Here is an 18,750-nt window from a genome sequence, read left to right as displayed (position 1 = left end):
GGGGATTCAGACCGGGTTGTCGATGTCGACGAATGGACAGTCAAGGCCGAAACGTTCGGCCAGATGGGCGGCGAGTGCTTGCACGCCAAAGCGTTCGCTGGCGTGGTGACCGGCGGCAAGGTAGGCGACGCCGGACTCGCGCGCCAGATGCACGGTCTGCTCGGCGATCTCACCGCTCAGGTAGAGATCGACGCCGAGCGCGATGGCCTGTTCGAACAAGCCCTGCGCCGCGCCGGAACACCATCCGACGCGGCTGACCAGGCGTTCGCCGTCACCGATCAGCAGCGGCGGGCGCTGCAACTCGCGGCTGACACGATCGACGATTGCCGCAACGCTGGTCGGGTTTTCCAGGGTACCCAGCCAGCCGACGTCCTGCTCGCCAAAACGAGCGTCCGGAGTCCAGCCGAGTCGGCTGGCCAGTTGTGCATTGTTGCCGAATGCCGGATGGCCATCGAGTGGCAGATGATAGGCGATCAGGTTGATATCGTGCTTCAGCAGCGTTTGCAGGCGCGTTTTGCGCAGGCCGGTGACACGACCATCTTCGCCGCGCCAGAACCAGCCGTGATGGACCAGGAGGGCATCAGCGTCAAGCTCGACGGCTGCGTCGAGCAGTGCCTGGTTGGCCGTGACACCGGCGATCAGGCGCCTGACTTCGGGGCGTCCTTCCACTTGCAGGCCGTTTGGGCAATAATCCCGGAAACGCCCTGGTTCCAGCAACTGTTCCAGGTAGCGTGTCAATTCTTGGCGTTTCATTCACTGGCTCCGATTTCGCACATGCGCAGGCTCTGGTTGATTTTTGCACAAACGGTGACGATCAGTCTTGCCGTTTTGTTCGTGGTGAGTACGCTCAGGCCGGAGTGGCTGGACAACAAACCGTCCCCGGCCAGTGTCGTGGCGCTGCAGGAGTCGGCCGTTGTGGCTGCCCCAGCCGCCACCCCGACCTCGTTCCGCGAAGCGGCGAAGAAGGCGCTGCCGTCGGTGGTGCATATCTTTACCTCGCAGAAAATCAAGACGCGGCGTAATCCCTTGTTTGACGACCCGGTCTTCCGGCACTTTTTTGGGGACAACCCCGCAGGTGACGCGCCCAGGACTTCCGGGCTGGGTTCAGGGGTCATTGTCAGCCCGAACGGCTATATTCTCACGAACCTTCATGTGGTCGAAGCGGCAGACCAGATCGAAATCGCCCTCAGCGACGGCCGCAACCTCGACGCCCGCTTGGTCGGCAGTGATCCCGAGTCCGACCTCGCGGTCTTGCAGATCACCGAACACAACGGCAAGGAACTGATCCTGCCAGCGATCACCCTGGGCAAAATGGACAACGTCGTGGTGGGTGACGTTGCGCTGGCCATTGGCAACCCCTTTGGCGTCGGCCAGACGGTGACCATGGGGATCATCTCCGCGCTGGGTCGCTCGCATCTCGGAATCAACACTTTCGAGAACTTCATCCAGACCGACGCGGCGATCAATCCCGGCAATTCGGGGGGCGCGCTGGTGGACAGCCAGGGCAACCTGATCGGCATCAATACGGCCATCTACTCGCGCTCGGGCGGCTCGCTGGGGATCGGTTTTGCGATTCCGATCTCGATCGCCAGGAACGTCATGGAGCAGATCATCCAGACCGGTACCGTGACCCGCGGCTGGATTGGCGTCGAGGCTCAGGAAATCAGCGTCGACCTGGCAGAGTCCTTTGGCCTGCCGGATACCAACGGCGCCCTGATTGCCGGCGTCCTGCGCGGCAGCCCGGCCGATGCGGGCGGGATCAAACCGGGAGACATCCTGCTCGCCGTGGACGGGCGGGCGGTCAAGGATCCGCAGGGCATGCTCGACCTGATCGCCAGCCAGAAGCCTGGCGAAATGATCTCCTTCCGATTGCGCCGTCAGAACAACGTACTCGATACTACCGTCAAGATCGGCAAGCGGGCACCACCGCGCCGCGAGCGCGAGTAGTCGGGGCCGATAATGTGCCAATTACTGGCCATGAACTGCAATGTCCCGACCGACATCTGCTTTTCCTTTGCCGGATTTCAGGCGCGCGGCGGTGCCACCGACGTCCATGGCGACGGCTGGGGAATCGCTTTCTTCGAGGGTCGTGGCACGCGCGTCTTTCTCGACCCGCAACCGTCCTGCGTTTCGCCGGTCGCCGAACTGGTGCGCAGCTATCCGATTCATTCCAAAAACGTCATCGCCCACATCCGCAAGGCGACCCAGGGGGGGGTTGCCCTCGAGAACACGCATCCTTTCATGCGCGAACTGTGGGGACGTTACTGGATTTTCGCCCATAACGGCAATCTGTCGGACTTTACGCCGCCACTCGATGGCAGTTTCACCCCGGTCGGCCAGACCGACAGCGAACGCGCTTTTTGCTGGCTGTTGCAGAACCTGCGTCAGCGCTTTGGCCGCCGGCCACCGAGTCAGACCCGGCTGTTCGACGCGCTCCATCAACTCACCCTTGATCTCGGCGCGCGCGGCGCGTGCAACTATCTGCTGTCGAATGGCGACTGTCTGTTTGCCCACTGTTCCACCCAGCTCAGCTATATCATCCGCCAGGCACCGTTTACCGTTGCGCACCTGCGCGATCAGGATCTGAGTATCGATTTCAGCGATGTCACGACCCCCGATGATCGCGTCGCGGTCATTGCCACTGTCCCGCTGACCGACAACGAGCGCTGGACGACGATGCCGAACGGCAGTCTGTGGCTGTTTGCCGAGGGGGTACCGGTCAGGCATCAACTCACCGTCGCCGGGCCGGCAAAAGCGCCTGCCTGAGCAATGTGGACCGGCAGCGGGTTCAGGCCTCAGGCTTTCGGTCCGTGTTCTGCTGCGCGCCGAGATCCTTGATCGCAGCATCCATCTCCTGGGCAGACATGGGTGTCCAGTCGGCCGCAGGGCTGAGCGGGGCTTCCGGAGCAGGCGGATCAATCGGCGTGGCGTGTGCCGAGCGCTGGCCGACGAAACGCGCGAGGAACAGCCCCAGTTCGAAAAGCAGGCACAACGGAATCGCCATCATCAACTGTGAAATCACGTCGGGCGGTGTGAACACTGCGGCCACCACGAAAGCGCCGACGATGACATAAGGGCGCCATTCCCTGAGCTTGGCGACATCGACGATCCCGGCGTAGACCATGACCACCACCACCACCGGGACCTCGAAGGTCACCCCGAAAGCGACGAAGGTGGTGAGCACGAAAGAGAGGTACTTCTCGATGTCGGTCATCCAGGCGACGCCCTCGGGGGCCACCTTGGACATGAACCCGAAGACGGTGGGAAAGACCAGGAAATAGGCGAAAGCCATGCCGACAAAGAACAGCAGCACACTGGCTGTCACCAGCGGCAGCGCCAGCCGCTTCTCATGGGCATACAGACCGGGCGCGACAAAAGCCCAGACCTGATAGAGCACGTAGGGCAGGGCGATCAGGAAGGCAAGCATCAGCGCCACTTTCATCGGCACCAGGAAAACGCCGATCACGTCGGTCGCAATCATCTGGCCGCCTTGCGGTAACGTTGCCAGCAAGGGCTGCGCCAACAGCGCATAGAGTTCCTTGGCCCAGGGAAAAAGGCAGATGAAGACGATACCGATGGCGACCAGCGCCCGGATCAGGCGGTCGCGCAACTCGATCAGGTGCGAAAGAAAGGAATCTTCGGGTGGATTCATCTCTGGATCAGAGCGCTCGCGTCGGCTGCCCGGGGTCAGTGCTCGCCGGTGGCAGGGCATTGCTGGTCGCAGTAGATGGCGTTGCTGGCGCTGTCGGCTGTTCGAGCGCCGCCGCGGACTTCAGGTCATCACGGAGTGCTTGCTCCGTCTGGTTTACCGCCTGTCTTGCAGCCTGCATTTCGCTGCTCAGGCTCTGTTCGACGTTGCGGGCCGATTCCTGGAGCTCGCTCTGCAGTTTCTTCAGTTCTTCGAGCTGCATTTCGCGGTTGATGTCGGATTTCACGTCATTGACGTAACGCTGCAGACGGCCAAGCAGGTGTCCGGCCGTACGCGCCACCTTGGGCAGTCGTTCAGGACCGATCACCACCAGTGCGACGATGGCGATGATGATCATCTCGGAAAAGCTGATATCAAACATGGGTGGCCGTTGGCTCAGGGAAGGATGGGAGACGCGCCCGGCAGGCGGGTGCGGCCGGGAAGACTCCCGGCGGTCCAGGGCGCCCGCTGCCAGTCATGCCACTTGCCCTTCGCCTAGCTCCTGGTTTTTTCCCTGATCTCGCCCTCGATGGTCTGGCCCGTACCGACCTGCTGTTGTGGCGGCTGAGGAGAAGGCGGGCTTACAGGCGGGTTTTCGGCGGCCTTGTCCTCTGGGGTCGCGTCCTTGATCCCGTCCTTGAAGCCCTTTACCGCGCCACCGAGATCGGCTCCGAGGTTACGCAGTTTCTTGGTCCCGAAAATCAACAGGACGATGATCAGAACGATCAACCAATGCCAGATGCTGAAAGAGCCCATGTCAGGCCTCCATTTAAGATGAAATCGGGCGCCATGTACAGCGGGATCGGCACCCTTCTCCCGGCCCGCAGCACCCGTCAGATACGTTTGAGCATTGGCCCGACCGGTTCCGGCCCACCGACGATGTGCGCATGCAGGTGCTGCACTTCCTGATGGCCGATCCGTCCGGTATTGATGATCACCCGGAAGCCATCCGGACTACCCTGTTCGCTTGCCAGGCGACTGGCGATGGCGAGCATCCTGCCAAGCACCGGCACATCGGCCTCGGTGGTCGTCGCCAGCGAGGTGATATGACGCCTGGGGATGACCAGCAGATGCACCGGACGAGCCGGGTGGATGTCGTGAAAGGCCAGAATCTCGTCGTCTTCATGGACCTTGCGGGAGGGAATCTGGCCCTCTGCGATCTTGCAGAACAAGCAGTTTTCCATGTTTTCAGCCCTTCCGTGATTTCTTCTCGTCGATTCCCGAGATTCCCTCACGCCGGCGCATCTCCTGCAATACGTCCTCGATCGACAGTCCATAGAAGGCGAGCAGCACCATCGTATGATAGAGCACGTCGGCGGATTCCCAGACCACATGCAGGCGGTTGCCCTCTTTGCCGGCCATGATCAGCTCGGCAGTTTCTTCGCCGATCTTCTTCAGGATCGCGTCCGGCCCCTTGGACATCAGCTGTGCCGTGTAGGAAGTTTCCGGGTCGGCCTTGCGGCGTTCAAGCAGTGTTTCCGAGATCCGGTGCAGCATGTCCATGTTCATTTGCCGTAAATGTCCTCAGGGTCCTTGAGCACCGGGTCGGTGGCAACCCAGAAGTCCCCCTGCAGTTGATAAAAAAAGCAGCTTGCGCGGCCCGTATGGCAGGCGATACCGCCGGCCTGGTCGATCGACAGCAGCAGCACATCACCGTCGCAGTCGGTGCGCAGCGACTGCACACGCTGTATATGGCCGGACTCTTCGCCCTTGCGCCACAGCCGCTGCCGCGAACGCGACCAGTATACCGCGGTCCCGCTGTTTATCGTCTCCTCTAATGATTGCCGGTTCATGAAGGCAAACATCAGTACCCGACCGCTGCTGGCGTCTTGTGCAATAGCCGGAAGCATACCCTGCTCGTCCCATTTCAGTGCGTCGAGCCACGGCAGGCCGGGGTCGAGATCACTCACAGGCGGACCTCGATGCCACGCTCGCGCAGGTATGCCTTGGCCTGGCGAACCGTATATTCACCAAAGTGAAAGATGCTCGCGGCCAGCACGGCGTCGGCACGGCCTTCCGCAATGCCGGCTGCGAGATGTTCGAGATTGCCGACGCCACCACTGGCAATCACCGGGAGATCGACTGCATCGGAGACCGCTCGCGTCAGCGGCAGATCGAAACCGTTCCTGGTGCCGTCACGATCCATGCTGGTGAGCAGGATTTCGCCGGCGCCCAGTTGCTGGACGCGGCGTGCCCAGGCGACGGCGTCGATGCCGGTGTTCCTGCGCCCGCCGTGCGTGAATACCTGCCAGACACCCGGAGCCGACTGCTTCGCGTCGATGGCCACGACGATGCATTGATTCCCGACCTTGGCCGATGCCTCGGCAACGAGATCCGGATTCTCGACGGCAGCGGTGTTCATGCTGACCTTGTCGGCGCCGGCATTCAGCAGACGCCGCACATCGGCGACCGAACGTACGCCGCCGCCCACCGTCAATGGAATGAACACCTGCGCTGCACAGGCCTCGACGATGTGCAGAATGATGTCGCGCTGGTCCGAGGAGGCGGTGATATCGAGGAAAGTGACTTCGTCGGCGCCCTGCTCGTCATAACGGCGGGCGATTTCGACAGGATCACCGGCATCACGCAAGTCAACGAAGTTGGTGCCTTTGACGACACGGCCGGCAGTCACGTCAAGGCAGGGAATGATGCGTTTGGCGAGGCCCAAGGTCAGCTACCGCCCCGAGTTTGCCAGGAGGAGGCGAAGACGATCATGGCGTTGCGGCACGGTCTGCTGCGGCCTGTGCCACAGCAAAATCGAGCGATCCATCGTAGATCGCGCGGCCGGCGATGGCAGCGCTGATGCCTTCCTCTTCAACCGCGCAAAGCTGCCGAATGTCTTCGAGGCTCGACAGACCGCCACTGGCGATCACCGGAATCAACAGGGCCTGAGCGAGTTTCACCGTGGCCGCGATGTTGATTCCCGAAAGCATGCCGTCACGGCCGATGTCGGTATAGATGATGGCCTCGACTCCGTAGTCCTCGTACTTCTTCGCCAGATCGATGACATCGTGGCCGGTCATTTTCGACCAGCCGTCAACCGCAACCTTGCCGTCCCTGGCATCGAGGCCGACAATGATGTGGCCGGGAAAAGCGCCGCAGGCGTCGTGCAGAAAGCCGGGATTCTTCACCGCTGCAGTCCCGATGATCACGTAACTGACCCCGTCGTCGAGGCAACGCTCGATGGTGTCGAGGTCGCGGATGCCCCCACCAAGTTGTACGGGAATATCATCACCAACGGCCTGCACGATTTCCTTGATCGCCTTCTCGTTCTTCGGCTTGCCGGCAAAAGCGCCGTCTAGGTCGACCACGTGCAGGCGGCGCGCGCCCTGCGCCAGCCAGTGGCGAGCCTGCTCGCCGGGGGAATCGGAGAAAACCGTGACCTGGTTCATCAGGCCCTGCTTGAGACGGACGCACTGTCCCTGTTTCAGGTCGATAGCGGGAATGATCAGCATCTTGAAAGGAGAAGAAGGTGGGTTGAGACAAGTAAGTGTAAAACAGCGTCGGTCGATCAGGGCTTCCAGACGACAAAGTTGGCCAGCATGGCGAGGCCGGCCAGGGCACTTTTTTCCGGGTGGCACTGAATGGCGAAGATATTATCCCGTGCCACCGCGCTGGTAAAGGGGAGGCCATAATCGGTGCTCCCGACGATGCAGGCGTCGTCGGTCGGGGCGACGAAATAGCTGTGGACGAAATAGAAGCGTTGGTCATTGGCAATACCCTTCCACAGGGGGTGCCCTCTGACTTGCCGCACCTGATTCCAGCCCATGTGCGGTACCTTGAGGCGGTTGCCGGCAGCGTCGAGCATGCGCTCGGCGGGAAAGCGGCGGACCTTGCCGGCGAAGACGCCGAGTCCCGGCACATCGCCTTCCTCGCTGTGCTCGAAGAGCATCTGCTGGCCAATGCAGATGCCGAGAAAGGGTTTGTTGCCAGCGGCTTCGAGCACCGCCGCACGCAAACCGCGTGCCTCGATCTCGCGCATGCAGTCGGGCATCGCCCCCTGGCCGGGGAAGACCACGCGTTCGGCTGCGCTGACCACCGCCGGATCTGCCGAGACGAGGACTTCACGTCCATCGGCGACATGCACCAGCGCCTGCCAGACCGAGCGCAGGTTACCCATGCCGTAATCGACCACAACGATCGCTCCCTTGCCATCACCCTTGGGCGCATTGTCCGTCAACATATTACAGTGTGCCCTTGGTCGATGGAATGCTGCCGCCGGCGCGCGGATCTTCCTCGACGGCCATGCGCAGCGCACGGCCAAAAGCCTTGAACAGCGTTTCCGCCTGGTGGTGCGCATTGTCGCCGCGCAGATTGTCGATATGCAGCGTCAGCAAGGCGTGATTGACCAGTCCCTGAAAAAATTCGTGTACCAGATCGACATCAAAAGTACCGATCATTGCCCGCCGGAAATCGACATGAAATTCGAGACCCGGCCGGCCCGAGAGATCGACCACGACTCGCGACAGCGCTTCGTCGAGCGGTACATAGGCGTGCCCGTAACGACGCAAGCCCTTCTTGTCGCCGAGGGCACTGGCCAGCGCCTGCCCGAGCGTGATGCCGATATCCTCGACGGTGTGGTGTGCGTCGATATGCAGGTCACCGGTGGCCGCAACATCGAGGTCGATCAGCCCGTGTCGGGAGATCTGTTCAAGCATGTGATCGAGGAAGGGCACGCCGGTCGCGAAGCTGCCGCGGCCGCTGCCGTCGAGGTTCAGTCGAACGGTGATCCGGGTTTCGAGCGTATTCCTGGAAACTTCTGCTTGCCGCATCGGGATACCATTGCCGGGAGGCATTTCGGGTCTGGAAAAAAGTTCGGCGTACTGCTGCGAACCCCTGGCGATCATCAGCACGGATCGCACTGCACGCATGATACCATTTCACGCTTCGCATGCATCCGAACCGAGCAGCCTTTCATGAGCCGCTACTGGAGTTCTCTCGTATACCGCCTGACGCCCTATGTTCCGGGCGAGCAACCCAGGCTGCCAAACCTCGTCAAATTGAACACCAATGAAAACCCCTATCCGCCGTCGCCGCGTGTTGCTGCTGCGATTGCCGAAGAAATGGCGAATGGCGGCGAATCGCTGCGTCTCTACCCGGATCCCGGCGCCGAGCGCCTCAAGGCGGCGGTCGCTGCCCGCTACGACGAGTTCGGCATTTCACCGCAACAGGTCTTCGTCGGCAACGGTTCCGACGAAGTGCTGGCGCATGTCTTCATGGCGTTGCTCAAACACGAGTTGCCGATTTTCTTCCCGGATATCACTTACAGTTTCTACCCGGTCTACTGTGGCCTGTATGGAATCGCTCATGTGGCCGTGCCGCTCGACGAGAACTTCGAAATCCGCAGCGAAGATTACGCGGCAGCAAACGGCGGCATCATTTTCCCGAACCCGAATGCGCCGACGGGTCGTCTGTTGCCACTCCCGGCAATCGAGCGTCTGCTCCTGGCGCATCACCGATCGGTCGTCGTCGTCGATGAGGCGTACATCGACTTCGGCGGCGAGTCGGCGCTTGCGCTGGTCAATCATCACCCGAACCTGCTGGTCGTGCACACCCTTTCGAAGTCGCGTTCGCTGGCTGGGCTGCGTGTCGGCTATGCGGTCGGCCATCATGAACTGATCGAGGCGCTCGAAAGAGTCAAGAACAGTTTCAATTCCTACCCACTCGATCGGCTGGCGATTGCCGGTGCCGTCGCCGCGATCGACGACCAGGAGCACTTCGAAACAACCCGGCAGGCTGTCATCCGCAGTCGCGAGATCCTGCGCAGCGCACTGCTGGGACTGGGTTTCGAAGTCCTGCCTTCGGCGGCCAATTTCATCTTCGCCCACCACCCGCAGCATGACGCCGGCCGGCTCGCCGCAGCCCTGCGTCAACGCGGCATCATCGTCCGTCATTTCAGGCAAGCACGTATCGACCAGCACCTGCGGATCACGATCGGCACCGACGATCAATGCGTGCTACTGGTCGAGGCTCTCGCAGGGATCCTGGGCGGATAGATCCTGATCGCTTGATTCGTCGCAAGGAGCACCATATGGAAGAAAGCCCTTTCAAGGGGCAGACCGGTTTGCGGCGGATATGGAACGCGTTCCACTATTCGCGCGCCGGCCTGCGCGCGGCTTATGTCGCGGAAGATGCCTTTCGGCAGGAGGTGCTGCTCGCTGCGCTGCTGATTCCGCTGGCTTTCTTCCTGTCGCCGAATGGTCCGGGGTTGGCGCTGATGATCGGCAGTGTGCTGCTGGTACTGATCGTTGAATTGTTCAACTCGGCGATCGAGGCGGCGGTCGACCGGATTTCTCTGGATCGGCACCCGTTGGCCAAGCGCGCCAAGGACATCGGCAGCGCTGCCGTCCTGCTGGCCTTGCTCAACGTACCGGTGATCTGGGGCTGTGTCTTGTTCGGGTGAGTCGGGGGCTTGCCGGAATCCTGTTCTGTGGGAGGTATCGCAATTTGCTCAGGGCGCTGCCTGAGGCGGTCTCAGCCGATGCGGCGCAGATGAATCCGCACCGAGATCTTCGCTCCCAGCCAGCCGAGGGCAGCGCCGATCGCGGCCAGGACGATGACGTCGCTCGCCGACAGGCCGCGCAGGGCGAAGCTGGCACCATAGAGCCGCGCCAGTTCGGCCACCGGCGGCGTCAGCAGGTGCAGACCGGCGCTCACCAGCAGGGCGGCGCAGAGTCCGCCGAGGGCGCCCTGCAGCATGCCGAAATAGTGCAGCGGGCGCTGAATGTAGGTATCGGTTGCGCCGATCAGTTTGGCCACCTCGATCTCGGCGGCCTGGGCGAGGATTTGCAGGCGAATGGTGTTGAAGGTGATGGTCACCAGCGCGCCGGCAAAGAGCGCGCCGAGTATCATGACGACCAGCTTGCCGAGGCGGAGCAGAGCGTCGAGGCGTTTCACCCAGGCCGAGTCGAGCTGGACATGCGCGACCTTCGGCCAGGTGGCAAAGGTCTTTGCCAGGCCTTCAAGGGCCTCCGGCCGAGCGTCTGTGGGGGTCACGACAAAGGCGTCGGGCAGCGGGTTTCGCGGCAGGCTGGCAATGATCTCGGCCATTCCTTCAGCGGCCTGCAGGCGCTGCAAAGCCTCCTCGCGCGGGACGAAACGCCAGCTTCCGGCAGGGCTTGCACGCAGGCGCGACTCGATTTCGCTGATCTCGCGCTTGCCGGTGTCGATGACCAGGAAGATGCTGATCTGTTGCACGCCGGGGGTGTCGCCGGTCAGCTTGCGGAGGTTGTCGAGGGTCAGCCAGCCGGCGGTCGGCAGGGTCAGCGCGACGCCGATCACCAGCAGCGACAGCAGCGAACTGAGCGGTGCTGCGGCCAATCGCCGCAAGGCATCGCGCAGCGCCGCCAGATGCTGGGCAAGCCAGGATCTCATGGCGCAACACCGCCGGTGGCCAGTTCGTGCTCTTCGCTCATCTCGCCTTGGGCGAGGCAGAGAACTCGCGGTCGCAGATGGGGCAGCAGCAGCGGGTCATGGGTGGCAATGACCACGGTCACCCCGACCTGCTGGAAGGCGCGAAAGATTTCGAGAATTTCGCCTGCCGAAGCTGCGTCGAGGTTGGCGGTCGGCTCGTCAGCGAGGATGATTGCTGGTCGATTGACGACGGCGCGGGCAATTGCCAGACGTTGTTGCTCACCGCCGGAGAGCGCGATCGGAAAGGTTTTCTCGCGATTCGGCAGACCCACCTTGGCCAGCGCCGCCTGGGCCCGGCGCAGCGCTTCTCTGGCCGGGTGGCCGACGATCGCCAGGGGCAGCAGCACATTGTCGATGACGTTGCGATCGAACAGGAGTTTACGATCCTGAAAGATCAGTCCGAGCTTGCGGCGCAGATAGGGAACGGCGTTCTTGCGCAGCGCAGCGAGATTCTGGCCGTTGATCACGATGCTGCCCGAAGTCGGGCGCTCGATGGCCGCCAGCAGTTTGAACAGTGTCGACTTACCGGCGCCGGAGTGTCCGGTAAGGAAAACCATTTCTCCGGCGGTGATCTCGAAACTCACGTTGCGCAGGGCTTCGCGACCTTCCGGGTAGCGTTTGGTGACGTTGCTGGCGGTAATCACTCGAATAGCGCGTCTACGAAATCGCGGGCAGTGAAAGGCCGGAGATCGTCAATGCCTTCGCCGACACCGATAAAGCGAATCGGTTTCGGGCACTGGCGGGCGATTGCGGCGACGACGCCGCCTTTCGCCGAACCGTCGAGCTTGGTCAGGACCAGACCGGTGACCTGGATCGCCTTGTCGAAAGCCATTACCTGTTGCAGCGTGTTCTGGCCAAAGGTCGCGTCGAGGACCAGCAGCGTCTCGTGTGGCCCGGACGGGTCGGCCTTCTGGATGACGCGCCGGACCTTGGCGATTTCCTCCATCAGGTGCAACTGCGTCGGCAGGCGGCCGGCCGTATCCGCCAGGACGATGTCGATGCCGCGTGCCCTGGCCGCGGCGATGGCGTCAAAGATCACCGCTGCCGGGTCGCCGGACTGCTGGGAGATCACCGTGACATTGTTGCGTTCGCCCCAGGCCTGCAACTGCTCGCGCGCGGCGGCGCGGAAGGTGTCGCCGGCTGCCAGCAGGACCGACCGGCCCTGTGCCTGAAAGTGCTTGGCCAGCTTGCCGATCGAGGTGGTCTTGCCGGCGCCGTTGACGCCGGCAATCATGATGATGAACGGGCGATGCGTGGTGAGATCGAGGGGCTCTTCGAGTGGCCGCAGGAGATCATGGAAAATCTCGGACAGCGCGCGCTGAATCGCTTCCGGGGTGTCGAGCCTGTCGCGTTTGGCGCGCATCTTCAGCTGATAGAGCAGATGCTGGGTCGCATCGAGTCCGACGTCGCTGCCCAGCAGCAGGCTTTCCAGATCTTCGAGCAGTTCGTCGTCGACCTTGCCGCGCGAGAACAGCGATTTCAGCTTGCCGCTGAACTGCGCGCGCGTGCGCGCGAGACCGGCCTTGAGTCGCTGCCGCCACGGGACCACAGGCGCTGCGCTTTCGTTGACGGCGGGACTGGTCGGCGCGGGCGGCTGACCAGTGGACTTCTTGAGGAAACCAAACATGGTGCTTTCGTGTCTCAAAGGCGCTCGGGTTTGTTGGCGGTGGTAAGATGCCGGTGAAATTACCCGACACCTTCCCAAATTCTATCAGAAGCGACTCATGCCCATGCGTCACGCGCGATTGATTCGATGCCTGCTGGTGCTGGCCGCACCCGCATCGGTGCTGGCCAATTCTTATGAGCAGCAGCTGGCGAACGGCCTGCGGATTATCGTCAAGGAGGATCGGCGTGCTCCCACGGTTGCACATATGGTCTGGTACCGGGCCGGCAGCATGGACGAGACGAACGGCAGCACCGGTGTCGCGCATGTACTCGAACATATGATGTTCAAGGGCACTCCGAGCGCCGGGCCTGGCGAGTTCAACCGCCGCGTCGCTGCGGCTGGCGGGCGTGACAACGCGTTTACCAGTCGTGACTACACCGCGTATTTTCAGCAGGTGCCGAAAGAGAAGCTGTCCGAGATGATGCAGCTCGAAGCCGATCGAATGCGCCATCTGACCCTGGACCCCAAGGAGTTCGCACAAGAGATCCGGGTGGTCATGGAGGAGCGGCGGCTGCGCACCGATGATCAGCCGCAGGCGCTGCTTTTCGAGCAACTGAGTGCGGTCGCTTTTCAGGCGCATCCATATCGCGTTCCGATCATCGGCTGGATGAACGATCTCGAGAACATGACCGTCAATGACGCACGCACCTGGTACGAGCACTGGTATGCCCCGAACAATGCTTATGTGGTGGTCGTTGGAGACGTCGACCATGCGCTCGTTTTCCAGCTTGCCGAGCAGCATTATGGCGCCTTGCCGGCACGCCCCCTGCCGCTCCGGAAGCCACAGGAAGAGCCGGCGCAGGTCGGCAGTCGCCGCCTGACGGTGAAAGCACCGGCAGACCTGCCGGTGCTGATCATGGCTTACAAGGTGCCGGTCATCCGCGATGTCGACCAGGACGTCGACCCCTATGCGCTCGAGATGCTGTCGGCAGTTCTGTCTGGTCACGAAGCTGCGCGCTTCTCCAGGCACCTCGTTCGCGAGCAGCGTCTGGCGGTGGATGCGGCGGCCAGCTATGACTCGACGACGCGCGGGCCGGGCATTTTCTACTTGCACGGATCGCCCAGCGAAGGAAAATCTCGTGCCGATCTCGAGGCCGGTCTGCGCGCCGAAATTGCGCAGGTGCAGCAACAGGGGGTGGCCGCCGACGAACTCACGCGCGCCAAGGCGCAGCTGATTGCCGGGCAGATCTACAAGCTGGATTCGATGTTTGCGCAGGCGATGGAGATCGGACAACTCGAGTCAGTAGGCATTCCCTACCGCTTGAACCGGCGCATGCTCGAAAAGCGGCAGGCAGTCACTGCCGAGCAAATCCAGATGGTCTCCAGGAAGTACTTCCGCGACGAGCAACTGACGGTCGCCGAACTCGACCCGCAGCCCTTGCCCCCGACGCCGCGTGCCCGCTCGCCATTCACCCCCCGTCATTGAGAGCCCGTTCATGAACCCTTGCAAGCTGCTGATCTGCCTGTGCCTGGTTCTTGCCATGCCAATGGCGCACGCCGGTCCCAGGATCGAGCGCTGGCAGACGACCTCGGGAGCCGGTGTTCTGTTTGTCGAGAACCACAGCTTGCCGATTCTCGACGTCCAGGTCGACTTTGCCGCCGGTACGGCGCATGAAGCCGAGGGCAAGGAGGGAGTGGCTTCGTTGACTCGCGCCCTGGTCGATCTGGGGGTTGCAGGGATGGACGAGATGCAGATTGCCAGCCGGATGGCCGACCTTGGCGCCAGGTTGTCGGGTGGGGTGGACATGGACCGTGCGTCGGTTGCGCTGCGGACGCTGTCGATGGCTGACAAGCGCGGCCCGGCACTCGACATGCTGCGTGCGATTCTGAGCACGCCGCAATTTCCCGCAGCGGTCTTCGATCGCGAGCAGGCCCGTTCGATCGCCACCCTCAAGGAAGCGCTGACGCGCCCCGAAGCCATTGCCAGCAGGGCTTTCTGGGCGGCAATTTATGGCGCGCACCCCTATGGACGGCATGCGACACCGGAATCGGTGGCTGCGCTGGTGCGTGCGGATGTCGTCGCTTTTCATGCCGCAAATTACACCGCGCAGCGCGCCCGCGTGACCATCGTCGGTGACCTGTCGCGCGACGAAGCCGAGTCGGTGGCCGAAGCGCTGACTGTCGCTCTGCCGTCGGGACCGCTCCCTGCAGAGATCGCGGTCCCGGAATTACCGGCAGCCGGCGAACGGCGGATTGACCACCCGGCGGTGCAGGCGCATCTGCTGGTCGGATTGCCGGCACTCAAGCGCGGCGACCCGGATTTCTTTCCTTTGGCCGTCGGCAACTATTCTCTCGGCGGAGGTGGCTTTGTTTCACGCCTGATGAAGGAGGTTCGCGACAAGCGTGGTCTTGCCTACAGCGTGCACAGCTACTTCCTGCCGCTGCAACAGTTGGGGCCGTTCCAGATGGGCCTGCAGACCAAAAAGACGCAGGCCGACGACGCGCTGAAGGTGGCTCGTGAAGTGCTTGCCAGCTTCCTCGAGCAGGGGCCGACCGAAACGGAGTTGCAGGCCGCGAAGCAGAATCTGATCGGCAGCTTTCCGCTGCGCCTCGACAGTAACCGCAAGCTCCTGGAGAATGTGGCGATGATCGGCTTTTATGGTCTGCCGCTCGATTATCTCGATCGCTACCCGGAAAATATCGAAAAGGTCACGGTCGCCGACATCAAGGCGGCGTTTGCCCGGCATCTGCGACCAGAGCATCTGGTGACCGTGGTGGTGGCCGGAGCCGGGGAATGACATCCTGAATTCGCTGCGTATCATTGGTGGTGAGTGGCGGCGAAGGATCCTTCGTTTTCCCGATTCGCCGGCTTTACGGCCGACACCGGAACGTGTTCGCGAGACGCTGTTCAACTGGCTCGGGCAGGATTTGACCGATCTTTCCTGTCTCGATCTGTTTGCCGGCAGCGGTGCTCTCGGGTTCGAAGCCGCCTCGCGCGGCGCCACCCGTGTGGTGATGGTCGATCATTCGCCAAAGGCGGTGGCGGCAATCGCGAACAACGTGAAAATCCTGGCAGCAGGCCAGCGGCTGAAGATTGTCCGCTCGGATGCGCTACGATTTCTTGCTTCCGTCAACTCGCGTTTCGACGTATTGTTTCTGGATCCGCCGTTTCACGACGGCTGGATGGACCGGCTGGCACCGATTGTGCCGGGCGTTCTGGCTGCGGACGGCATCATCTATGCTGAGGCAGAAACCCTCCTGGAAGGCCTTGGGGATTGGCGCACGCTGCGTCACGGTCGGGCTGGCCAGGTGTTCTATCACTTGATGCGGCGAGGCGAAGCGGATGGCACTGAATAAACGGGTGGCAATCTATGCAGGTACCTTCGATCCGATGACCCGGGGTCACGAGGATCTCGTTCGGCGTGCGGCCTGTCTCTTCGATCGGGTGATCGTGGCGATCGCCCAGAACCAGCCGAAAAGGCCATTTTTTTTCGCTGGCCGAACGGGTCGAAATGGCACAGGAAATTCTCGCGTGCTACCCGAATGCCGAAGTCTGTGGTTTCGATGGCCTGCTGATGGACTTCCTGCATGCCAAGGGGGCGAAGGTGATCATCCGCGGGCTGCGCGCGGTCTCGGACTTTGACTATGAATTCCAGATGGCGGGGATGAACAGGAACCTCTTTCCCGAAGTCGAAACGGTATTCCTGACTCCCGGTGAGCAGTACCTGTTCATCTCGGCGACGATGGTCCGCGAAATTGCCGTTCTCGGCGGCGATGTCAGCAAATTTGTCCAGCCGGCAATCGGTCTCCGGCTGGCCAAGCGTGTACGAGAAATTTCAACAATCTGAAGGAACAGCAAGCATGGCTCTGATTATTACCGACGAATGCATCAACTGCGATGTGTGCGAGCCCGAGTGCCCGAACGAAGCGATCTTCCAGGGTGCGGAGATTTACGAAATTGACCCGAGCAAGTGTACGGAATGCGTCGGACATTACGATACGCCACAGTGTGTCGAAGTTTGTCCGGTCGACTGCATTCCGAAAGATCCTGCACACCAGGAGAGCGAAGATCAACTGTGGGTCAAGTATGAGAAGCTGACCGGTAACCCCGGCCGCGGCTGAACCAGAAGCACTCCACGCCAGCGAGAAGAGGTCTGCATGCGCGCCATTGAAGAAGAACTCGAGCAGATCAAGCGCGGGGCGGAAGAACTGCTGATTGAAGCCGAACTGCGTGAAAGGCTGAAGACTGGTCGGCCGCTCCGGATCAAGGCTGGTTTTGATCCGACCGCTCCGGATCTGCATCTCGGGCACACCGTGCTGATCAACAAGCTCAGACACTTCCAGAACCTCGGTCATCATGTGCTGTTCCTGATTGGCGACTTCACCGGCATGATTGGTGATCCAACGGGCAAGAATGTGACTCGACCGCCACTGTCGCGCGAGCAGATCGTCGATAACGCCAGAACTTACCAGGAACAGGTGTGCAAGATTCTCGACCCCGAGCGGACCGAGATCTGCTTCAATTCGGTCTGGTTCGATCCTTTGGGTGCCTCGGGGCTGATTCGCCTGGCGGCTTTGCATACCGTTGCGCGGATGCTGGAGCGCGATGATTTCGCCAAGCGCTACCGCAATGGTCAGCCAATCGCCATTCACGAACTGCTCTATCCGCTTTGCCAGGGTTATGACTCGGTGGCGATGAAGGCCGATGTGGAACTGGGCGGTTCCGACCAGAAGTTCAACCTCCTGGTCGGACGGGAGTTGCAGAAGCACTACGGACAGGCGCCGCAGTGCATCCTGACCATGCCGCTGCTCGAAGGTCTGGATGGCATCAACAAGATGTCGAAGTCCCTCGGCAACTACGTGGGAATCAATGAGCCGCCAGACGAAATGTTCGGGAAGCTGATGTCGGTTTCGGATGAGCTGATGTGGCGCTACTTCGAGCTGCTTTCGTTCCGCAGCATCGAGGACATTGCCGGCTTGCAGCACGAGGTCATGGGCGGTCGCAATCCGCGCGACATCAAGGTGCTGCTGGCACAGGAAATCGTAGAGCGCTTTCATGGCGCCTCTGCCGCGGTGCGGGCGCTGGCCGATTTTGATGCACGTTTCCGTCAGGGTGCCATCCCCGATAACATTCCGGAAGTCAGCCTGCTGGCCATCGACCAGTCCCTGAGCATTGCGCAGGTTCTCAAGCAGGCGGGACTGACCTCCAGCACGTCGGAGGCCTTGCGCATGATTGATCAGGGCGGGGTCAGGATCGACGGTAGCAGGGTCGATGACAGGAACCTCGTTCTGTCGGGCAAAGGCACCTACGTCGTGCAAGTTGGCAAGCGCAAGTTCGCGCGCGTCAGCATTGCCTGAGCCTTCGCGAGAGTAACTTGCCGAGCGTGCAGGCAAGCCGTGTGAAATAGTTGGACAAGAGGGTTGACGTTCCGGTGTGGCCCTGTATAATCCGCTCCTTCGTTGCTGAAGACGCAAAAAAAGCTGATTAAAAACAGCTTGTTATGTACATTCGGCAAGCTTCAGCGCAGTCCTTCGGGAAGGCGCTGGTAGCGAGAGAAGCTGCTGGCAGGTTTGAGAAATCAGTTATTGACGCCGCAGCAAACGCCTGTATAATGCGCCCTCTCGCTGCTCAGGCAGCACGGAAACAGCAGCATCGCAACAAGGCAGGATGACCTGGTGGCCGCCCTGCAGCTCTTTAAAAATTGGACAACCGATAGGTGTGGGTTCTTGATCTGGGAAGATCTGCGCAAGCGGATGGATAAAGGATAAGAAGGACTCGCACAGATGGAAAAGCCATTGATTGGGAGGAATCCTGGTTGATGGAGTAGACGTCAAGCGAGAGTTTTAGGAATTGAACTGAAGAGTTTGATCCTGGCTCAGATTAAACGCTGGCGGCATGCCTTACACATGCAAGTCGAACGGCAGCACGGGGTGGTAACACTCTGGTGGCGAGTGGCGGACGGGTGAGTAAAGCATCGGAACGTGCCCTGGAATGGGGGATAACGTAGCGAAAGTTACGCTAATACGCATATTCTGTGAGCAG

The 18,750-nt window shown here is 61.4% G+C and carries 23 protein-coding genes, 1 rRNA gene and 1 pseudogene; 11 read left to right on the top strand and 14 right to left on the bottom strand.

Annotated features, from left to right (window positions below):
• Positions 1–6: 6 nt before the first annotated feature.
• The gene (locus tag E4Q08_RS15375) at positions 7–753 is read right to left on the bottom strand and encodes a Nif3-like dinuclear metal center hexameric protein (RefSeq protein WP_169071025.1); all 747 of its coding nucleotides are present in this window, start codon (positions 751–753) and stop codon (positions 7–9) included.
• Positions 754–774: 21 nt separating this feature from the next.
• Here E4Q08_RS15375 and E4Q08_RS15370 point away from each other — a divergent pair, with 21 nt between their 5' ends.
• Together E4Q08_RS15370 and E4Q08_RS15365 are read left to right on the top strand one after the other, a co-directional pair.
• Positions 775–1,947 (top strand): trypsin-like peptidase domain-containing protein, encoded by a 1,173-nt coding sequence (locus tag E4Q08_RS15370; protein WP_169071024.1) that lies wholly within the window; start codon positions 775–777, stop codon positions 1,945–1,947.
• A 12-nt stretch (positions 1,948–1,959) separates the two neighbouring features.
• Positions 1,960–2,766 (top strand): class II glutamine amidotransferase, encoded by an 807-nt coding sequence (locus E4Q08_RS15365; RefSeq protein ID WP_169071023.1) that lies wholly within the window; start codon positions 1,960–1,962, stop codon positions 2,764–2,766.
• A gap of 22 nt (positions 2,767–2,788) precedes the next feature.
• On the opposite strand, the gene tatC is transcribed toward E4Q08_RS15365, so the two are convergent.
• The 10 genes from tatC to hisB form a co-directional block, all read right to left on the bottom strand.
• Entirely contained in the window at positions 2,789–3,652 is an 864-nt protein-coding gene (gene tatC, locus E4Q08_RS15360; RefSeq protein ID WP_169071022.1) for a twin-arginine translocase subunit TatC, read from the bottom strand.
• Between the two features lie 7 nt (positions 3,653–3,659).
• Positions 3,660–4,070, bottom strand: coding sequence for a Sec-independent protein translocase protein TatB (gene tatB / locus E4Q08_RS15355; protein WP_169071021.1), 411 nt, complete (start codon positions 4,068–4,070; stop codon positions 3,660–3,662).
• Positions 4,071–4,183: 113 nt separating this feature from the next.
• Positions 4,184–4,444 carry a Sec-independent protein translocase subunit TatA gene (gene tatA, locus E4Q08_RS15350; protein ID WP_034915318.1) on the bottom strand — a complete coding sequence of 87 codons (261 nt, stop codon included), beginning with the start codon at positions 4,442–4,444 and terminating at the stop codon, positions 4,184–4,186.
• 77 nt (positions 4,445–4,521) lie between these two features.
• Positions 4,522–4,872: a histidine triad nucleotide-binding protein gene (locus E4Q08_RS15345; protein ID WP_034915320.1), complete on the bottom strand. Its 351-nt coding sequence runs from the start codon at positions 4,870–4,872 to the stop codon at positions 4,522–4,524.
• A 4-nt stretch (positions 4,873–4,876) separates the two neighbouring features.
• Positions 4,877–5,197 (bottom strand): phosphoribosyl-ATP diphosphatase, encoded by a 321-nt coding sequence (locus tag E4Q08_RS15340; protein WP_034915322.1) that lies wholly within the window; start codon positions 5,195–5,197, stop codon positions 4,877–4,879.
• Positions 5,194–5,598 (bottom strand): phosphoribosyl-AMP cyclohydrolase, encoded by a 405-nt coding sequence (gene hisI / locus E4Q08_RS15335; protein WP_169071020.1) that lies wholly within the window; start codon positions 5,596–5,598, stop codon positions 5,194–5,196. The genes E4Q08_RS15340 and hisI overlap by 4 nt, the downstream gene beginning before the upstream one ends.
• The gene (hisF, locus tag E4Q08_RS15330; RefSeq protein WP_034915328.1) at positions 5,595–6,356 is read right to left on the bottom strand and encodes an imidazole glycerol phosphate synthase subunit HisF; all 762 of its coding nucleotides are present in this window, start codon (positions 6,354–6,356) and stop codon (positions 5,595–5,597) included. Before hisF ends, hisI begins: the two co-directional genes overlap by 4 nt.
• Before the next feature lie 43 nt (positions 6,357–6,399).
• Positions 6,400–7,143, bottom strand: a complete 744-nt coding sequence (gene hisA / locus E4Q08_RS15325; protein ID WP_034915331.1) for a 1-(5-phosphoribosyl)-5-[(5-phosphoribosylamino)methylideneamino]imidazole-4-carboxamide isomerase — start codon at positions 7,141–7,143, stop codon at positions 6,400–6,402.
• Positions 7,144–7,199: 56 nt separating this feature from the next.
• A complete protein-coding gene (gene hisH / locus E4Q08_RS15320) occupies positions 7,200–7,871 on the bottom strand; it encodes an imidazole glycerol phosphate synthase subunit HisH (RefSeq protein WP_169071019.1) in 672 nt (223 codons plus the stop codon).
• 1 nt (position 7,872) lies between these two features.
• Positions 7,873–8,460, bottom strand: coding sequence for an imidazoleglycerol-phosphate dehydratase HisB (gene hisB, locus E4Q08_RS15315; RefSeq protein WP_034915367.1), 588 nt, complete (start codon positions 8,458–8,460; stop codon positions 7,873–7,875).
• 144 nt (positions 8,461–8,604) lie between these two features.
• Between hisB and hisC the strand changes: the two genes are divergently transcribed.
• Entirely contained in the window at positions 8,605–9,684 is a 1,080-nt protein-coding gene (gene hisC / locus E4Q08_RS15310) for a histidinol-phosphate transaminase (RefSeq protein ID WP_169071018.1), read from the top strand.
• Between the two features lie 35 nt (positions 9,685–9,719).
• Positions 9,720–10,091, top strand: a complete 372-nt coding sequence (locus E4Q08_RS15305; RefSeq protein ID WP_169071017.1) for a diacylglycerol kinase — start codon at positions 9,720–9,722, stop codon at positions 10,089–10,091.
• 71 nt (positions 10,092–10,162) lie between these two features.
• Here the strand turns inward: E4Q08_RS15305 and ftsX are convergent, their stop codons facing one another.
• From ftsX to ftsY, 3 genes are read right to left on the bottom strand one after another with little or no spacing between them, the layout of a single operon-like run.
• Positions 10,163–11,062 carry a permease-like cell division protein FtsX gene (gene ftsX, locus E4Q08_RS15300; protein WP_034915339.1) on the bottom strand — a complete coding sequence of 300 codons (900 nt, stop codon included), beginning with the start codon at positions 11,060–11,062 and terminating at the stop codon, positions 10,163–10,165.
• On the bottom strand, positions 11,059–11,745 hold the full coding sequence (ftsE, locus tag E4Q08_RS15295) for a cell division ATP-binding protein FtsE (protein WP_169071016.1): 687 nt from the start codon (positions 11,743–11,745) through the stop codon (positions 11,059–11,061). Before ftsE ends, ftsX begins: the two co-directional genes overlap by 4 nt.
• The gene (ftsY, locus tag E4Q08_RS15290) at positions 11,742–12,728 is read right to left on the bottom strand and encodes a signal recognition particle-docking protein FtsY (protein WP_034915344.1); all 987 of its coding nucleotides are present in this window, start codon (positions 12,726–12,728) and stop codon (positions 11,742–11,744) included. The genes ftsE and ftsY overlap by 4 nt, the downstream gene beginning before the upstream one ends.
• A 97-nt stretch (positions 12,729–12,825) precedes the next feature.
• Here ftsY and E4Q08_RS15285 point away from each other — a divergent pair, with 97 nt between their 5' ends.
• The 7 genes and pseudogenes from E4Q08_RS15285 to E4Q08_RS15255 all read left to right on the top strand — a co-directional run.
• Positions 12,826–14,193: a M16 family metallopeptidase gene (locus E4Q08_RS15285; RefSeq protein WP_169071015.1), complete on the top strand. Its 1,368-nt coding sequence runs from the start codon at positions 12,826–12,828 to the stop codon at positions 14,191–14,193.
• Between the two features lie 10 nt (positions 14,194–14,203).
• Positions 14,204–15,505: a M16 family metallopeptidase gene (locus E4Q08_RS15280; protein WP_034915347.1), complete on the top strand. Its 1,302-nt coding sequence runs from the start codon at positions 14,204–14,206 to the stop codon at positions 15,503–15,505.
• A gap of 1 nt (position 15,506) precedes the next feature.
• A complete protein-coding gene (rsmD, locus tag E4Q08_RS15275) occupies positions 15,507–16,064 on the top strand; it encodes a 16S rRNA (guanine(966)-N(2))-methyltransferase RsmD (RefSeq protein ID WP_308240146.1) in 558 nt (185 codons plus the stop codon).
• Positions 16,051–16,555 (top strand): annotated as a pseudogene (gene coaD, locus E4Q08_RS15270) (pantetheine-phosphate adenylyltransferase). Before rsmD ends, coaD begins: the two are co-directional and overlap by 14 nt.
• 13 nt (positions 16,556–16,568) lie before the next feature.
• The gene (locus tag E4Q08_RS15265) at positions 16,569–16,829 is read left to right on the top strand and encodes a YfhL family 4Fe-4S dicluster ferredoxin (protein ID WP_034915351.1); all 261 of its coding nucleotides are present in this window, start codon (positions 16,569–16,571) and stop codon (positions 16,827–16,829) included.
• 36 nt (positions 16,830–16,865) lie between these two features.
• Positions 16,866–18,065 (top strand): tyrosine--tRNA ligase, encoded by a 1,200-nt coding sequence (gene tyrS / locus E4Q08_RS15260; RefSeq protein WP_034915354.1) that lies wholly within the window; start codon positions 16,866–16,868, stop codon positions 18,063–18,065.
• A 495-nt stretch (positions 18,066–18,560) separates the two neighbouring features.
• Positions 18,561–18,750, top strand: a 16S ribosomal RNA gene (locus tag E4Q08_RS15255); the annotation flags it as partial.

The sequence above is a fragment of the Candidatus Accumulibacter contiguus genome, from assembly GCF_012940005.1.
Lineage (GTDB): Bacteria > Pseudomonadota > Gammaproteobacteria > Burkholderiales > Rhodocyclaceae > Accumulibacter > Accumulibacter contiguus.
This window is presented reverse-complemented; position numbering and strand designations above follow the sequence as displayed.

Coding starts and splice junctions, on each gene's coding strand:
- E4Q08_RS15285 (WP_169071015.1), top strand. CDS start 12,826: ATGCCCATGCGTCACGCGCGATTGATTCGATGCCTGCTGGTGCTGGCC.
- E4Q08_RS15305 (WP_169071017.1), top strand. CDS start 9,720: ATGGAAGAAAGCCCTTTCAAGGGGCAGACCGGTTTGCGGCGGATATGG.
- hisB (WP_034915367.1), bottom strand. CDS start 8,460: ATGCGGCAAGCAGAAGTTTCCAGGAATACGCTCGAAACCCGGATCACC.
- tatC (WP_169071022.1), bottom strand. CDS start 3,652: ATGAATCCACCCGAAGATTCCTTTCTTTCGCACCTGATCGAGTTGCGC.
- hisH (WP_169071019.1), bottom strand. CDS start 7,871: ATGTTGACGGACAATGCGCCCAAGGGTGATGGCAAGGGAGCGATCGTT.
- E4Q08_RS15375 (WP_169071025.1), bottom strand. CDS start 753: ATGAAACGCCAAGAATTGACACGCTACCTGGAACAGTTGCTGGAACCA.
- E4Q08_RS15365 (WP_169071023.1), top strand. CDS start 1,960: ATGTGCCAATTACTGGCCATGAACTGCAATGTCCCGACCGACATCTGC.
- hisC (WP_169071018.1), top strand. CDS start 8,605: ATGAGCCGCTACTGGAGTTCTCTCGTATACCGCCTGACGCCCTATGTT.
- tatB (WP_169071021.1), bottom strand. CDS start 4,070: ATGTTTGATATCAGCTTTTCCGAGATGATCATCATCGCCATCGTCGCA.
- E4Q08_RS15345 (WP_034915320.1), bottom strand. CDS start 4,872: ATGGAAAACTGCTTGTTCTGCAAGATCGCAGAGGGCCAGATTCCCTCC.
- ftsY (WP_034915344.1), bottom strand. CDS start 12,728: ATGTTTGGTTTCCTCAAGAAGTCCACTGGTCAGCCGCCCGCGCCGACC.
- tyrS (WP_034915354.1), top strand. CDS start 16,866: ATGCGCGCCATTGAAGAAGAACTCGAGCAGATCAAGCGCGGGGCGGAA.
- tatA (WP_034915318.1), bottom strand. CDS start 4,444: ATGGGCTCTTTCAGCATCTGGCATTGGTTGATCGTTCTGATCATCGTC.
- hisA (WP_034915331.1), bottom strand. CDS start 7,143: ATGCTGATCATTCCCGCTATCGACCTGAAACAGGGACAGTGCGTCCGT.
- E4Q08_RS15265 (WP_034915351.1), top strand. CDS start 16,569: ATGGCTCTGATTATTACCGACGAATGCATCAACTGCGATGTGTGCGAG.
- E4Q08_RS15280 (WP_034915347.1), top strand. CDS start 14,204: ATGAACCCTTGCAAGCTGCTGATCTGCCTGTGCCTGGTTCTTGCCATG.
- E4Q08_RS15340 (WP_034915322.1), bottom strand. CDS start 5,197: ATGAACATGGACATGCTGCACCGGATCTCGGAAACACTGCTTGAACGC.
- E4Q08_RS15370 (WP_169071024.1), top strand. CDS start 775: ATGCGCAGGCTCTGGTTGATTTTTGCACAAACGGTGACGATCAGTCTT.
- ftsX (WP_034915339.1), bottom strand. CDS start 11,062: ATGAGATCCTGGCTTGCCCAGCATCTGGCGGCGCTGCGCGATGCCTTG.